Source organism: Brachybacterium sp. GU-2 (assembly GCF_030866705.2).
GTDB classification, from domain to species: Bacteria; Actinomycetota; Actinomycetes; order Actinomycetales; family Dermabacteraceae; genus Brachybacterium; species Brachybacterium conglomeratum.
The window spans coordinates 3,134,384-3,148,847 of sequence record NZ_CP133037.2; the positions used below are offsets into that span (position 1 = coordinate 3,134,384).

The window sequence follows — 14,464 nt, forward strand, 5'->3', positions numbered from 1 at the left end:
ACGGGCGGCGCCGCCCCGCCCTGCCCGCGTCGGCCTGCGCCGATCCCGGGCGGAGCTCCCCGACGGCGGAGGACCTCTGTTCACCTCCGGTCCATCCGTGACCTTTAAACTTGGGCGCATCCACCAGCGAGCGCCGAAGGAGTGACCGTGAAGATCCCCGACAACCAGAGCCTGCGCGAGTACATCGAGCACCTGCGCGAGGAGGGGTACTCGGTCCAGGACGGCCACACCCCGGACCCGGACCTGATCGACCCTCAGGGGAACCCGGTCTACACCTGGCAGGAGGGGTACCCGTACGAGACCCGGATGGACCGGGAGGACTACGAGCTGCAGAAGTACCAGCTCCAGGTCGAGCTGCTGAAGTTCCAGTACTGGCTCGAGGACAACGACCAGAAGGCCGTCATCATCTTCGAGGGGCGCGACGCGGCCGGCAAGGGAGGCACGATCAAGCGCTTCACCGAGCACCTCAACCCCCGCACCGCCCGCGTCGTCGCACTGAACAAGCCCAGCGACCGCGAGCGCGGCCAGTGGTACTTCCAGCGCTACGTCCAGCACCTGCCCACCGAGGGCGAGATGGTGCTCTTCGACCGCTCCTGGTACAACCGCGCCGGCGTCGAGCGGGTGATGGGCTTCGCGACCCCCGAGCAGTACGAGACCTTCATGAATCAGGTCCCCCACTTCGAGCGGATGCTGGTGGACTCCGGCATCCATCTCACCAAGTTCTGGTTCTCGGTCTCGCAGAAGGAGCAGCGCACCCGCTTCGCGATCCGGCAGCTGGACCCGGTGCGGCGCTGGAAGCTCTCCCCGATGGACCTCGAGTCGCTGGACCGCTGGGAGGCGTACACCGAGGCCAAGGAGGAGATGTTCCGCCGCACGGACAAGAAGTACGCGCCGTGGACGATCATCCGCTCCAACGACAAGAAGCGCGCCCGCCTGAACGCGATGCGCTACTTCCTCTCCCAGTTCGAGTACGAGGACAAGGACCACGAGGTCGTGGGGAGCCCGGACCCGAAGCTGGTCATGCGCGGGAAGATGGAGGAGGCCGACGAGTGAGCCGCTCACGGCGCCGCTCGTGTGACGGGCCGGTCACCCCTGGGGGTGACCGGCCCGTCAGCTCTCCGGTGCGGCTCAGAAGTCCAGGCGCTCCGTCGGCGGCAGCGCCACCTCGCCCGAGTCGGGCTGCTCCGGCGCGGCGGCCGGCTCCGGCTCCTCGTCGAGCGCCGGGATGGTGCCGGTGGCCGTCGCCCGGTGCGGCGAGGTCATCGAGGCGGGGGAGAGCAGCCCGGCCAGACGTGCCTCGTCCAGCAGGCCGCGCTCGAGCACCAGGTCCCGGACCGGACGGCCGGTCGCCAGCGCCTCCTCCGCGACCTCGGTCGCGGCCGCGTACCCGATCACCGGCACCAGCGCCGTGACCACCCCGATCGAGCGGTGCAGATAGTCCCCCAGCACCTCCTCGTTCAGGGTGATCCCGGCGACGCAGCGGTCGGCGAGGGTGTTCATCGCCCGGGTCATGATCTGCGTGGACTCGAGGATGTTGAAGGCGATCACCGGCTCGAACACGTTCAGCTGCAGCTGACCGCCCTCGGCCGCGAAGGTCACCGAGAGATCGTTGCCGATCACCTCGTAGGCGACCTGGTTGACGACCTCCGGGATCACCGGGTTCACCTTGCCTGGCATGATCGAGCTGCCCGGCTGCACGGCCGGCAGGTTGATCTCGTGCAGGCCGGCACGCGGCCCGGAGCTCAGCAGGCGCAGGTCGTTGCAGATCTTCGAGATCTTCACCGCGATGCGCTTGAGGATCCCGGAGAAGGTCACGAAGGCGCCGGTGTCGCTGGTGGCCTCGACCAGGTCGGCGGAGACCACGAAGGGCACCCCCGTCAGCTCGGCGAGCTCGGCCGTGGCCATCGCCGCATAGCGCGGATCGGACGTGATGCCGGTGCCGATCGCCGTCGCGCCGAGGTTGATCTCCTGGAACAGCGTCGCGGTGCGGGTGAGGCGCTGGACGTCCTCCTCGATCGTGGTGGCCCAGGCGTGGAACTCCTGGCCCACGGTCATCGGGACGGCGTCCTGCAGCTGGGTGCGTCCCATCTTCAGGACCGAGGAGAACTCCTCGCCCTTGGCGCGCAGGGTGGAGATCAGGTGGTCCATCGACTCGGCCAGCGCAGGGAAGGACAGCATGATCGTCAGCCGGATCGCCGTGGGGTAGACGTCGTTGGTGGACTGGCCGAGGTTGACGTGGTTGTTGGGGTGCAGCCGGTCGTACTGCCCCTTCTCGTGCCCCAGGATCTCCAGCGCGCGGTTGGCGATCACCTCGTTGGCGTTCATGTTCGTGCTGGTGCCGGCCCCGCCCTGGATCATGTCCACGATGAAGTGCTCGTGGAGGGCGCCGCCGATGATCTCCTCGCAGGCGCGGTCGATCGCGGCGAAGCGCTCGTCGTCGAGCGCCCCCAGGCGATGGTTGGCGCGGGCGGCGGCGCGCTTGACCTGGGCGAGGGCCTCGATCATCCGGGGGAAGTGCTGCAGCTGCACCCCCGTGATGTGGAAGTTCTCCTTCGCACGCAGGGTCTGGACGCCGTAGTAGGCATCGTCTGGGACGTCGCGGTCTCCGAGCAGGTCGTGCTCACGGCGGGTGCCGGTCGACGTCGCACCGGGGCTGGTCATCGTGGGATCCTCCGGATGTCGCTGTGGCCGACGGCTCTGCCGGCCCCTGCCAGGGTAGCGGGGCGGGGACCGTACGATGGCCGGGTGCGCGCGCCCCGATCCCCCCACACGCTCCGCGCCGCCTTCCGGCGGCAGACGGTGCTCGCCCTCGCCCTGCCCGCGCTCGCGCTGATCGTCCTGATCGGGGCGACGCTGTCGGCGCCGCTGGCCGGCGTGCTCTTGGCGACCCTGCTGCTGGTCCTCGCGCTGATGCGGGCCCTGCTGCCGGTGCGGGCGGTCGGCGCGCTCGCCGTCCGCTCCCGCGGCCTCGACGTCGCGGTGCTGCTCGCTCTCGCGCTCGGCATCGCGGTGCTGAGCACCTCGCCGAACCTCTGACCCGAAGCGCTCCGGGAGGGCCCGTCGGGTGTGAGCTTCGTCGGCCCGCCGGCGGGAGCGGGGCCCGCCCGCGGTGTGGGACGATCTGTGCGTGCCCACCGACTCCGCCCGGCTCCATGCCGTGTTCGACCTCGCGATGAGGATCGGGGAGGGCCTGCTCACCAACGGTGCCGCCGCCTCGGAGGTCACCGCGACGGTGCTGCGGGTGACCAGCTCGTCCGGCCTGCGCAACGTCTCCGTGCAGGTCACCTTCAACGAGGTCACGATCTCCTATCTCGCCGACGAGTCCGCGACCCCGTTCACGAGGGTCCGCTCGGCAGGGGAGCGGACCCAGGACTTCGCGCGCCTGGCCGCCTTCGAGGACATCTCCCACCAGTACCTCTCCGGGGAGCTGCCGCTGGACGAGGCCCGGCACCGGGCCGCCGCGGTCCCGCAGCGCCAGCCGCTGTACCGGCTCGTGCTCGTGGTCGCGGGCTTCGCGGTGATGGGCGGCGCGGCCGCGCTCAGCTTCGGCGCCGGCAGCCTCGTCGTGGTCGCCGCGACCCTCGCCGCCGGGCTGCTGATCGCGGCGGCGGAGCTGCTGGCCCGGTGGAGCATCCCGCCGTTCTACAGCCAGGCGCTCGGCGGGCTCGTCGCCGTCGCCGCGGCGATCGGGGTCAGCGCGATCGACCCCACCCAGAACTCCTCGATCGTCGTGGTCTCGTGCCTGATCGTGCAGCTCGCGGGGCTCTCCTCGATCAGCGCCGTGCAGGACGCGGTGACGGGCTGGTACATCACCGCCGCGGGACGCATGCTCGAGACGCTCATGCTCACCGTCGGTATCGTGGTGGGCGTGCGCGCCGGGCTGCTCGCGGCCGACGCGATCGGCGCGGACATCTCCGTGACCGCGTCGATGCCGCTGTCGATCACGACGGCGCTGGTGGTGCTGATCTCGGGGCTCGGCATGGGGCTCGGCTACGGCGTCGGCACCCAGACCCCGCCCCGGCTGCTGCTGATGGCCGCGCTGGTCGCCGCCGGCTCGGGCCTCGTCTCGCACCTGATCACCGGGACGCTGAACGACCGCACCGTCGCCGTCGGCGTCGCCGCCTTCCTCACCGGCCTGGTCGCGACCGCGCTCGCCGACCGGGTGCGCGCCCCCTCCCTCGCCTTCGTCATGGCCGGGGTGATCCCGCTGGTGCCCGGCAGCCGGATCTACCGCGGCCTGCTCGGGCTGCAGGACGACCTCTCGATGGGCATCTCCGAGCTGCTCGAGGCGGCGCAGGTCGCGATCGCGATCGCCGCGGGCGTCGTGCTCGGCCAGCTCATCTCCTCGCGGATCATGCCCTACTTCCGCCGCAGCGGCATCGCCTACACCCCGGCGATCTCCTCGCCCTTCACCACCATGCGCCGTCGCCGTCTCTCGCTCGGCACGCGGTCGATGCGGCGTCGTCGCGGCACTCCGGTGATCGAGCCGTCTACGATGACCGGAGAGATGACGGCGCTGTCACCGGCTCTGTTCGAGGACGCGGACCTGCTCGACGACCTCGAGCCCCCCGCGGATCTCGTGGACCGCGACCGCGGGGAGCGCCGCGACGAGGACGAGGAGGTCCCATGACCGAGAACGCACTGCTGGCCGTCGCCGGCTACTCCACCAGCGGCACCGGCCGCGGCCGCGGCATCGAGCTGCTGGCGCTGCGGTCCGACGGGCAGGGCCTCGCCGTCGAGCGTCGTGCCGCCGTCGACCTGCCCGACCCCTCCTTCGTGCTGTGGAGCGAGGACGGCACCCTGCTGCACGCGGTGCTCGAGACCGAGCCGACCCGGGTGGTCACCGTGCGTGTGGACGAGGACGGGGCGCGGGCGGAGGTCGTCGCGGACCTCGCGCTGGACGGGGCGGGCGGCTGCCACCTCGCCCACGGCAGCGACGGCCGCTCCCTCGTGATCGCCCAGTACGGCTCCGGCTCCGTGGCGACGGTGGGCCTGGACGAGGAGGGCCTGCCCACCGCGCAGATCGACGTCGACGACCACCACGAGCTGACCGACGGCATCGCGGAGACCGCGCCGCACCCGCACCAGGTCGTGGCGCTGCCCGGCACCGAGGCCCTCGCCGTCCCCGACCTCGGCCTGGACCGCGTGCTGCTGTACCGCCAGGGCGCCGGCGGCATGATCGACATCGCCGGGGAGATCTCGCTGAGCCGGGGGAACGGACCGCGCCACCTCGTGGCCGACCACGAGTCCGAGCAGATCCACATCGCCTGCGAGCGCTCCGGCATGGTCGCCACCGCCGTGCGCGCCCACGAGACCTCGCCCCGCTCCGTCCCCGCCGTCATGCCGCAGGCGCCGCGCCGCTGGGCCGTGCGCTCGATGATGCCGGCCAGCGGCAGCGAGTCCGCCGCCGCGCTCTCCCACATCGAGCTCGTCGCCGACGAGTCCGCGCTGCTGGTCGCCAATCGCGGGCCCGACACCCTCTCGCTGCTCTCCCTCGACGCGATGCGGCCGCAGCGCGTGGCCGAGGTCGAGGTGGGCGCGCACCCGCGTCACTTCACCCAGTGGGGTGACCTGGTGCTGGTCGCCGCGCAGGAGGGGGACCGGATCGACGTGCTGCGCCGTCGCGGCGAGGAGCTCTCGCGGGTCGGGGAGCCGATCCCCGCGCCGTCGGTCGCGTGCCTCGCGGTGCGTCCGGTGGCCTGAGGACCGCGTCCCGGGAGCGGTCTCCCCGGACGCGGGTGAGCGGCTCCGCAGCGGACCTGTTGCCGACGGTGGCCGCGAGACGGATAGACTCACCGGCGCCCTACCGGTCGGCCGGTGGGTTCCGTCGTGCCCTCGCCCCGTCCTGGAAGGACCCTTCCCGATGACCGCTGCCGCTGACTCCCGCACCGCTCCCGCTCGGCAGGGAGCGGTGCTCTCGGCCGCACCGGAGCGCTCCGCAGCCGCCGATCGCGCCGCCGAGAGGTTCGAGCGGTCCTTCGGCTACGCGCCCGACGGGGTCTGGTCCGCGCCGGGCCGCGTCAACATCATCGGTGAGCACGTCGACTACCAGGACGGCCTCTGCCTGCCGATGGCGATCTCGCACCGCTGCTTCGCCGCTGCCGCCCGCACCCCCACCTCGCGGGTGCGTCTGCGCTCCGCCCAGGACGACCTCGAGCTCGACCTCGACGCGGCCGCGCTCGAGCCCGGCGCGGTCGAGGGCTGGCCCGCCTACGTCGCCGGCGTGCTCTGGGCGCTGCGCCCCTTCATCTCCGGCGCCGTCACCCAGGGCATGGACGTCCTCATCGACGGGCAGGTCCCGCTCGGGGCGGGCCTGTCCAGCTCGGCCGCGCTCGAGTGCGCCGCCGCCGAGGCGATCGAGTCGCTGCTGACGCTGGGCACCACGCCGCTGGACCGGGTGCGCGCCGCGATCACCGCCGAGACCGACTTCGCCGGCGCCTCCACGGGCGGGCTCGACCAGTCCGCCTCGGTCCTCTCCCGTGAGGGCCACGCCCTGTTCCTGGACTGCCGGGACTTCTCCACCCGCGCGGTGCCGTGGGACCTCGCCTCCCAGGGCCTCGCCCTGCTCATCACCGACACCCGCGCCGAGCATTCCCATGTCGACGGGGAGTACACGGCGCGCCGCGCCGACAGCGAGCGCGCCGCCGACTCGCTCGGCGTGGCGACCCTGCGCGACGCCGATCCCGCCCGGCGCGAGGAGCTCCTGGTGAGCATCGACGACGAGGTCGTGCGCCGCCGCGCCCGCCACGTGATCACCGAGATCCAGCGCGTGCAGGAGTTCGACGCGCTGCTCGCCGAGGGGACGGTGCGCGCGCACGTCACGGAGCTCGGCGCGCTGCTGAACGCCTCCCACGACTCGCTGCGCGAGGACTACGAGGTGACGGTGCCGCAGCTCGACCTCGCCGTGGACACCGCCCGCGAGGCCGGTGCGCACGGCGCTCGCATGACCGGCGGCGGCTTCGGCGGCTCGACCATCGCGCTGGTGGAGGCGGAGCAAGCGCAGTCGATCGCCGAGGCCATCGCCGCCGCCTTCGCCGCGGCCGGCTTCACCGCCCCGGAGTTCTTCCTGGCACTGCCCTCGGAGGGCGCCGGCCAGGACCGCTGAGCCGCGACGCCGGAAACACCGGCGGACGACGTCTTTCCGCCGTCGGTGCCTCCCCGCCGTCGGCGCGGCACCGTCGTCAGCGCGTCGCGTCGCCGGGCGCGGGGGCCGCGAGCCAGTCCCGCACCCCCGCGAGGAGCCGGGAGCGGACCGGTGCGGGAGCGGCCGAGAGACGGATCGAGGAGGCGGCGAGGTCGGCGAGCTCGACGTCGTCCAGCCCGATCCGCCGCGCGGTCTCGTACTGGTCCAGCAGCCGGGAGCCGAACAGCAGCGGGTCGTCGGCGCCGAGCGCGATCTGCGCCCCGGCCTCGATCAGCCGGCGCAGAGGCACGTCCTCGGCGTGCTCGAGCACCCCGAGGGAGGCGTTCGAGGCCGGGCAGAGCTCGAACCCGATCCCGGCTGCCACCACCTGCTCCAGCAGCTGCGGGTCCTCGGCGGCGCGCACCCCGTGGCCCAGCCGGTCCGGTCGCAGGTGCTCGACGACCTCCCGCACGTGCGCGGGCCCCAGCAGCTCCCCGCCGTGCGGCACCGCCAGCAGCCCGGCCTCCCGCGCGATGCGGAAGGCGGGGGCGAAGTCCTCGGTGTCACCGCGCCGCTCGTCGTTGGAGAGCCCGAAGCCGATCACCCGGCCGGCGCTGCGCGCCGCGAGCCGGGCCAGGGTGCGGGCGTCCAGCGGATGCCGGGTGCGGGAGGCGGCCACCACGATCCCGACGCTGACCCCGGTCTCCGTCTCGGAGCGCTCGGCCTGGTCCAGCACGATCTCGACCGCGGGGGTGATTCCGCCGACGAAGGGCGCATAGCTGGTCGGGTCCACCTGCAGCTCGAGCCGGCCCGAGCCCTCGGCGGCGTCGTCGACCACCGCCTCATGGAGCAGACGCCGCATCGCCGACTCCGTGTCGACGACCGCGCGGGCAGTGTCGTACTGGCGCTGGAAGCGGAACCATCCGCGCCGGTCGGGCTCGACCTGCAGTGCCACGTCGTCGGTGAGGGAGCGGGGCAGTCGCATGCCCCGCTCCGCCGCCAGCTCCCACAGCGTCGTCGGACGCATCGAGCCGGTGAAGTGCAGGTGCAGATGCGCCTTGGGCAGGGTCCGCAGGTCGCGGCCCGATCCGGCGGGGGAGGGGCTCATCCCGCCAGGAGCGCGGCCACCCGGTCGATGCCCTCGACGATGTCCTCGTCCCCGAGGGCGTAGGAGAAGCGCAGGTGGCCGGGGGCGCCGAAGGCCTCGCCCGGCACCGCGGCGACCTCCGCCTCCTCGAGGATCACGGTCGCGAGCTCGGTCGAGGTGGTCACCTTCCGGCCGCGGATCTCCCGGCCCAGCAGCTGCGAGACGTCGGGGAAGACGTAGAACGCGCCGGTGGGCGTCGGCACGGTGAAGCCGTCGATCGCGGAGAGCTTCTCGACGATCAGCTGCCGACGCCGGTCGAAGGCGAGGCGCATCTCCTCGACGGGCTCCTTCGGCCCCTTCAGCGCCGCGAGCGCCGCCCGCTGGGCGATGTTGTTGACGTGGGAGGTGAGATGGGACTGCAGGTTCGAGGCCGCCTTGATGACGTCGAGGGGGCCCACCATCCAGCCCACCCGCCAGCCGGTCATCGCGAAGGACTTCGCCACGCCGCCGAGCAGGATCGTGGTGTCGGCGAGCTCGGGGACGGCCTTCAGCACCGAGGTGAAGGGCATGTCGCCGTAGGTGAGGGACTGGTAGATCTCGTCGGTGATCACCCACAGCCCGTGCTCGAGCGCCCAGCGGCCGATCTCCTCGACCTGCTCGGGGGAGAGCACCGCGCCGGTCGGGTTCGAGGGGGAGCACAGCACCAAGGCGCGGGTGCGGTCGGTGCGGGCGGCCTCGAGCTGCGCGACCGTGGGGACGTAGCCCTGGTCGGCGCCGGCGAGGACGGGGACCTCGGACGCGCCGGACTGGCGGATCGCCTCGGGGTAGGTGGTCCAGTACGGGGCGGGCAGCAGCACCTCGTCGCCCGGGTCCAGCACGGTCGCGAAGGCCTGGAACACGGCCTGCTTGCCGCCGTTGGTCACCAGCACCTGGGCCGGATCGATCTCGAGCGACGTCGTGGCCGAGACCGACGCGGCGAGGGCCTCGCGCAGCTCGGGAAGGCCGGCGGTCGCGGAGTAGCGGTGGTTGCGCGGATCGCGCGCGGCCTCCACGGCGGCGTCTACGATGTGCGCGGGGGTGGGGAAGTCCGGCTCTCCGGCGCCGAAGCCGATGACGGGCCGTCCGGCGGCCTTGAGCGCCTTGGCGGTCGAGTCGACCGCGAGGGTCGCGGAGGGCTCGATCGCGCCGATGCGCTGCGAGATGCGGGAACGGGAGGCGGGAGTGCGTGCGTCGTCGGTGGTCACCCGACTATCGTGACAGAGCTCGCCCCGCGCCGCCAGGATGGACGCCCCTTGGGAACGGGGGCGGGCCGGGACTCGCCGAGGCTCCGGAATGTGACGTGATCCGGGTCGATTCGCACGAGTCCCCGTCGGCTTGTATGCTGGTCGCTGGTCAGAATCGCTCAGGCTTCTCCGGGCACGTCCCGGGACCGGGCGAGGCGACCGCACGGGGCTCGTCCCCGTGAAGGGCAGTGGCGCAATTGGTAGCGCAGCGGTCTCCAAAACCGCAGGTTGCAGGTTCGAGCCCTGTCTGCCCTGCCGGTCCGGCCGGGGTCACCCGGCCGGATGCGGATGACCTCGACGAGATCGGATAGCTCCCTGTGAACTCCAGCCAGAACGCCCCGTCGGCACCGCGCACCGGTGACGTCCAGGGCTCCGGGTCGAAGAACCCGCTCCTGGCGATCGGTCTGTTCATCCGTCAGGTGATCGCCGAGCTGCGCAAGGTGGTCGTCCCCAGCAGGCGCGAGCTGGTCCTGTACTCGATCACGGTGCTGCTGTTCGTCGCCTTCATGATCCTGCTGATCTTCGGGCTCGACGCGGCCTTCAGCTGGATCTCGCGGATCGCCTTCACGGTCCCCGACGTGTGAGCGGGCGCCTGATCCGCACCTCGCACAGCCCTGTGACCGACCAGTCCACCGCAGCCAGGAAGGCAGGTTCCCGCCGATGAGCGAGACGACCTCTACCCCCGACAAGTCCTTCGACGACGTCGACGACACCCTCTCCTTCTCCGCCTCGGCCCCGACCGGCGAGGCCGCGGGCGAGGACGCCGCCGCCGAGGAGACCGCGGCCGAGGACGCCGAGCTCGACGCGGAGCTCTCCGACGACGACGCGCCGGCTGGCGACGAGAGCGCCGAGGCGCCCGTCGACCACGCCGACGACCCGGCCGAAGCCGACGACTCCGACGAGCCGGCCGGCGCCGACGAGGCCCCGGCCGCCGAGGACGCCCCCGCGGCCGAGGAGGCCGAGGAGGACCCGGTCCAGCAGCTGCGCATGCACCTGCGCTCCGCGCTCGGCGAGTGGTACGTCATCCACTCCTACTCAGGGCACGAGAACCGCGTGAAGACCCAGCTCGCCACGCGCACCGAGACCATGGACATGGAGGAGTTCATCTTCGAGGTCCAGGTCCCGATGGAGGACGCGACCGAGGTCAAGAACGGCCAGAAGAAGATCGTCCGCCGCGTGCGCATCCCCGGCTACGTGCTGGTGCGCATGGACCTGACCACCGAGTCCTGGCGCGTCGTGCGCGACACCCCCGGCGTGACCGGCTTCGTCGGCAACGCGACCGAGCCCACCCCGCTCACCTTCGACGAGATCTTCTCGATGCTCGCGCCGTCCGTCGGCCTTCCCGAGAAGAAGCGCTCCTCCGGCTCGTCCGGCTCCTCCTCGAAGCCCGCGGCCGCGCAGAAGGTGCCCGACTTCCAGGTCGGCGAGTCCGTCACCGTCATGGACGGCCCCTTCGAGACCATGCCGGCCACGATCTCCGAGATCCACGCCGAGGCCCAGAAGCTGCAGGTGCTCGTGTCGATCTTCGGCCGCGAGACCCCGGTCGAGCTCGGCTTCGACCAGGTCGCCAAGATCTGACCAGCCGGTCCGCCTCGTGCGGGCCCTCGGACGCGCGGCCCCTCGCCCGCGTCCGCCCCGAATCCCCGCGGCGCGCCCGGCTCCGGCCGGGCGGGCTCCCCGGTGGGGGAGTACGACCGAGATCACGCACGATCGAGGTCGACGCCGCAGCGACGTGCAGGTAACGTCGCATCCCGGTTCCGCGTCCGCCTCGTGCGAGCGCGGGTCCAGCAGTGGGAGGAGCGCGTGATCAGCTCCGCCCGGACCACACCACAGTAAGGAAGAGCAATGGCTCCCAAGAAGAAGATCGCGAGCATCATCAAGCTCCAGATCCAGGCCGGCCAGGCCACCCCTGCGCCGCCCGTGGGTCCCGCGCTCGGCGCTGCCGGCGTGAACATGATGGAGTTCGTGAAGGCCTACAACGATCGCACCGCCGATCAGCGTGGCAACATCATCCCCGTCGAGATCACGGTCTACGAGGACCGCTCGTTCACCTTCATCACGAAGACCCCGCCGGCCGCGGAGCTCATCAAGAAGGCCGCCGGCCTCCAGAAGGGCTCGGCCGTGCCGCACACCGACAAGGTCGGCAAGATCACCCAGGCTCAGGTCCGCGAGATCGCGGAGACGAAGATGCCTGATCTGAACGCGAACGACATCGAGGCCGCGGCGAAGATCGTCGAGGGCACCGCTCGTTCCATGGGCATCACGGTGGAGGGCTGAGAACGATGGCATTCCGTAGCAAGGCTTACAAGAACGGCGCCGCTCTGATCGAAGAGGGCCGCACCTACTCCCCGCTCGACGCGCTGCGCCTCGCGCAGAAGTCCAGCCCGGCGAAGTTCGACGCCTCCGTCGAGGTCTCGATGCGTCTCGGCGTCGACCCCCGCAAGGCGGACCAGATGGTGCGCGGCACCGTCAACCTGCCCAACGGCACCGGCAAGACCGCGCGCGTCATCGTCTTCGCGTCCGGCGCGCAGGCCGAGGCCGCTCTCGCGGCGGGCGCCGACGAGGTCGGCGACGACGACCTGATCGAGAAGGTCGCCGGCGGCTGGACCGATTTCGACGCGGCCGTCGCCACCCCGAACCTGATGGGCAAGGTCGGCAAGCTGGGCCGCGTGCTCGGCCCCCGCGGCCTCATGCCGAACCCCAAGACCGGCACCGTGACCATGGACGTCACCAAGGCCGTGAACGACATCAAGGGCGGCAAGATCGAGTTCCGCACCGACCGTGCGGCGAACCTGCACTACATCGTCGGCAAGGTCTCCTTCACCGACAAGCAGCTCGTCGAGAACTACGTCGCGGCGCTGGACGAGATCCTCCGTCTCAAGCCGTCCGCGTCCAAGGGCCGCTACATCACGAAGATCACCGTGTCCACCACCATGGGCCCCGGCATCCCGGTCGACGTGAACCGCACCCGCAACCTCCTCGAGGACACCGACGAGGCCTGAGCCTCCTCATCTCCTCGCATCTCGGCGCCTCGCCCACCGCTCAGGTGGGCGGGGCGCCGTGCTGTGTCGGGCGCCGGGCCTGGAGGCTCTTCGACGATCCGTACCAGGGAAGTGGAGCGGATCGTCGAACAACTCCGCCCCGGTCCGCTTCGCGGGGCGCCGCTTCGCGGGCCGCACCCGCACCGCAGCGGAGCCGGCAGGTGAGTTGATCGACGTCCGGTACCGCTTCGCTGGTACTTCTCGTCGAACAAGTGCGCCGAGGGCTGCGCGGTACGGAGAGCCGGTGGCGCCGCCGGTCGCCTCGAGCCGCGCAGCTCTCGGCGCCCACCGCCCACCACCCGACGCCCGCCGCCGTCCACCCGCCGCCCGTCGCCGGACTGTGACGGAGACCGCCGCCCGCACCGTGGCGCGCACACCCGTCCCTGCACTACTCTGGACCTACCGAAGACCGCCGGTCGTCGCCCTCCACCCGGAGAGCGACCGAAGAAGTCCCCACGGGACGGCCTGCGCAGGTGAACGAACGCGACCCGCACGGTCGCGCCCTCCGAGGAGCAGCTGCTCCCGGGGAGCCGGATCGTGCGTGCTGGCCTCGACACCTGCGTGTCGAGGCCTTTTCCTGTTCCAGGGCCCTTCACCCGGTGGCGAGAGACCTCTGGAAGGAGGGCCATGGCGAATCCCGAGAAGGTGGACGCCGTCGCGGAGATCGCGGACATGTTCCGTGAGTCCGACGCCGCCGTCATCACCGAGTATCGCGGGCTCAGCGTGGGGGAGCTCAAGGAGCTCCGTCGTGCGCTGGGTTCCGAGACGACCTACGCCGTGGTGAAGAACACGCTCACGGAGATCGCCGCCCGCAAGGCCGGTATCGACGTGTTCGACGGCACGCTCAGCGGGCCGACCGCGATCGCCTTCATCAAGGGCGAGCCGGTGGAGCCTGCGAAGGCTCTGCGTGACTTCGCCAAGACCCACGAGAACCTCGTGGTCAAGTCCGGCTACTTCGAGGGCAAGCTGCTCTCGCAGGAGGACGTCCAGAAGCTCGCGGACCTCGAGTCCCGCGAGGTCCTGCTGGCCAAGGCCGCCGGCGCCATGAAGGCGTCGATGTCCAAGGCCGCCGCAGTGTTCGCTGCACCGCTGTCCAAGACGGCGCGCACCGTGGACGCGCTGCGGGCCAAGCAGGAAGCCGCCTGAGCCTTCCGGCTCACCGGCTTCCGCACCACAGCCACAGCGCTGTCCCCCGGCTGCCCCGTCGGAGCATCCGGATCGCAAGACCCGGCGCGTGAGCGCCGCTCAACACCGCAGGGACGCAGGTCCCGCCTACAGGAAGGAACGCCCTCATGGCGAAGCTCAGCAACGACGAGCTCATCGAAGCTTTCAAGGAGATGTCCCTCATCGAGCTCTCCGAGTTCGTGAAGCAGTTCGAGGACGTCTTCGACGTCACCGCCGCCGCCCCCGTGGCCGTCGCCGGTGCCGCTCCCGCCGCCGGTGGTGGCGAGGCCGCCGCCGAGGAGGAGAAGACCGAGTTCGACGTCATCCTCGAGTCGGCCGGCTCCGCGAAGATCGCCGTCATCAAGGAGGTGCGCGGCCTGACCTCCCTCGGTCTGAAGGAGGCCAAGGCGCTCGTCGACGAGGCCCCCAAGCCCGTCCTCGAGGGTGTCAAGCAGGAGGACGCCGAGGCCGCCAAGGCGAAGCTCGAGGAGGCCGGCGCGACCGTCTCCGTCAAGTGATCTCCGGCGCACGCCCCGGCGTGCGCCTCACCTGACGGCAGTCGCACTGCCCCGTGGAGGGCCGTCCCGCATCGCGCGGGGCGGCCCTTCCGCATGTCTGCAGCGGGGGAGCGGCGCGCACGGGCGCAATCCGGGCCCGCGCCGGGCCGGCTCCCGGGCCCCCGGCATCGGGGCGCAGCGCCGACACGATCCCTGCGCGGGGGTCCGAGGAATCGCCTCTGACATGGCCCGACACCCCGCCGCGGGCC

Annotated in this window: 14 protein-coding genes and 1 tRNA gene; 12 read left to right on the forward strand and 3 right to left on the reverse strand. The window is 71.8% G+C overall.

What is annotated here, in order from left to right; translation table 11 throughout:
• Nucleotides 1-147 precede the first annotated feature (147 nt).
• The gene (gene ppk2 / locus RBL05_RS14370) at nucleotides 148-1,053 is read left to right on the forward strand and encodes a polyphosphate kinase 2 (RefSeq protein ID WP_308738888.1); all 906 of its coding nucleotides are present in this window, start codon (nucleotides 148-150) and stop codon (nucleotides 1,051-1,053) included.
• Between the two features lie 75 nt (nucleotides 1,054-1,128).
• Here the strand turns inward: ppk2 and aspA are convergent, their stop codons facing one another.
• Entirely contained in the window at nucleotides 1,129-2,661 is a 1,533-nt protein-coding gene (aspA, locus tag RBL05_RS14375) for an aspartate ammonia-lyase (RefSeq protein WP_308738887.1), read from the reverse strand.
• Between the two features lie 84 nt (nucleotides 2,662-2,745).
• Between aspA and RBL05_RS14380 the strand changes: the two genes are divergently transcribed.
• From RBL05_RS14380 to galK, 4 genes are all read left to right on the forward strand, one after another.
• Nucleotides 2,746-3,036, forward strand: a complete 291-nt coding sequence (locus tag RBL05_RS14380; RefSeq protein ID WP_308738886.1) for a DUF3017 domain-containing protein — start codon at nucleotides 2,746-2,748, stop codon at nucleotides 3,034-3,036.
• 91 nt (nucleotides 3,037-3,127) lie between these two features.
• A complete protein-coding gene (locus RBL05_RS14385) occupies nucleotides 3,128-4,630 on the forward strand; it encodes a threonine/serine ThrE exporter family protein (protein WP_308738885.1) in 1,503 nt (500 codons plus the stop codon).
• Nucleotides 4,627-5,703: a lactonase family protein gene (locus tag RBL05_RS14390; protein ID WP_308738884.1), complete on the forward strand. Its 1,077-nt coding sequence runs from the start codon at nucleotides 4,627-4,629 to the stop codon at nucleotides 5,701-5,703. Before RBL05_RS14385 ends, RBL05_RS14390 begins: the two co-directional genes overlap by 4 nt.
• Nucleotides 5,704-5,863: 160 nt before the next feature.
• Complete coding sequence (gene galK, locus RBL05_RS14395; protein WP_308738883.1) at nucleotides 5,864-7,105, forward strand: galactokinase; 1,242 nt, start codon at nucleotides 5,864-5,866, stop codon at nucleotides 7,103-7,105.
• A 76-nt stretch (nucleotides 7,106-7,181) separates the two neighbouring features.
• Here the strand turns inward: galK and RBL05_RS14400 are convergent, their stop codons facing one another.
• Both RBL05_RS14400 and RBL05_RS14405 read right to left on the reverse strand, forming a co-directional pair.
• The gene (locus RBL05_RS14400; protein ID WP_308738882.1) at nucleotides 7,182-8,231 is read right to left on the reverse strand and encodes an adenosine deaminase; all 1,050 of its coding nucleotides are present in this window, start codon (nucleotides 8,229-8,231) and stop codon (nucleotides 7,182-7,184) included.
• A complete protein-coding gene (locus tag RBL05_RS14405; RefSeq protein ID WP_308738881.1) occupies nucleotides 8,228-9,454 on the reverse strand; it encodes a pyridoxal phosphate-dependent aminotransferase in 1,227 nt (408 codons plus the stop codon). Before RBL05_RS14405 ends, RBL05_RS14400 begins: the two co-directional genes overlap by 4 nt.
• 221 nt (nucleotides 9,455-9,675) lie before the next feature.
• On the opposite strand from RBL05_RS14405, the gene RBL05_RS14410 reads away from it, so the two are divergent.
• From RBL05_RS14410 to rplL, 7 genes are all read left to right on the forward strand, one after another.
• A tRNA-Trp gene (locus RBL05_RS14410) sits at nucleotides 9,676-9,748 on the forward strand.
• A 62-nt stretch (nucleotides 9,749-9,810) separates the two neighbouring features.
• Nucleotides 9,811-10,077, forward strand: a complete 267-nt coding sequence (gene secE, locus RBL05_RS14415) for a preprotein translocase subunit SecE (protein ID WP_308738880.1) — start codon at nucleotides 9,811-9,813, stop codon at nucleotides 10,075-10,077.
• Between the two features lie 76 nt (nucleotides 10,078-10,153).
• Nucleotides 10,154-11,071, forward strand: a complete 918-nt coding sequence (gene nusG, locus RBL05_RS14420; RefSeq protein ID WP_308738879.1) for a transcription termination/antitermination protein NusG — start codon at nucleotides 10,154-10,156, stop codon at nucleotides 11,069-11,071.
• Nucleotides 11,072-11,338: 267 nt separating this feature from the next.
• Complete coding sequence (gene rplK / locus RBL05_RS14425; RefSeq protein WP_010550349.1) at nucleotides 11,339-11,770, forward strand: 50S ribosomal protein L11; 432 nt, start codon at nucleotides 11,339-11,341, stop codon at nucleotides 11,768-11,770.
• A gap of 5 nt (nucleotides 11,771-11,775) precedes the next feature.
• A complete protein-coding gene (rplA, locus tag RBL05_RS14430; protein ID WP_263310545.1) occupies nucleotides 11,776-12,495 on the forward strand; it encodes a 50S ribosomal protein L1 in 720 nt (239 codons plus the stop codon).
• Nucleotides 12,496-13,161: 666 nt separating this feature from the next.
• A complete protein-coding gene (gene rplJ / locus RBL05_RS14435; RefSeq protein WP_308738878.1) occupies nucleotides 13,162-13,680 on the forward strand; it encodes a 50S ribosomal protein L10 in 519 nt (172 codons plus the stop codon).
• A 146-nt stretch (nucleotides 13,681-13,826) separates the two neighbouring features.
• A complete protein-coding gene (rplL, locus tag RBL05_RS14440) occupies nucleotides 13,827-14,216 on the forward strand; it encodes a 50S ribosomal protein L7/L12 (protein WP_062947591.1) in 390 nt (129 codons plus the stop codon).
• The last annotated feature ends 248 nt before the right edge of the window (nucleotides 14,217-14,464 follow it).

Coding starts and splice junctions, on each gene's coding strand:
- rplK (WP_010550349.1), top strand. CDS start 11,339: ATGGCTCCCAAGAAGAAGATCGCGAGCATCATCAAGCTCCAGATCCAG.
- RBL05_RS14390 (WP_308738884.1), top strand. CDS start 4,627: ATGACCGAGAACGCACTGCTGGCCGTCGCCGGCTACTCCACCAGCGGC.
- rplJ (WP_308738878.1), top strand. CDS start 13,162: ATGGCGAATCCCGAGAAGGTGGACGCCGTCGCGGAGATCGCGGACATG.
- rplA (WP_263310545.1), top strand. CDS start 11,776: ATGGCATTCCGTAGCAAGGCTTACAAGAACGGCGCCGCTCTGATCGAA.
- aspA (WP_308738887.1), bottom strand. CDS start 2,661: ATGACCAGCCCCGGTGCGACGTCGACCGGCACCCGCCGTGAGCACGAC.
- nusG (WP_308738879.1), top strand. CDS start 10,154: ATGAGCGAGACGACCTCTACCCCCGACAAGTCCTTCGACGACGTCGAC.
- RBL05_RS14400 (WP_308738882.1), bottom strand. CDS start 8,231: ATGAGCCCCTCCCCCGCCGGATCGGGCCGCGACCTGCGGACCCTGCCC.
- galK (WP_308738883.1), top strand. CDS start 5,864: ATGACCGCTGCCGCTGACTCCCGCACCGCTCCCGCTCGGCAGGGAGCG.
- rplL (WP_062947591.1), top strand. CDS start 13,827: ATGGCGAAGCTCAGCAACGACGAGCTCATCGAAGCTTTCAAGGAGATG.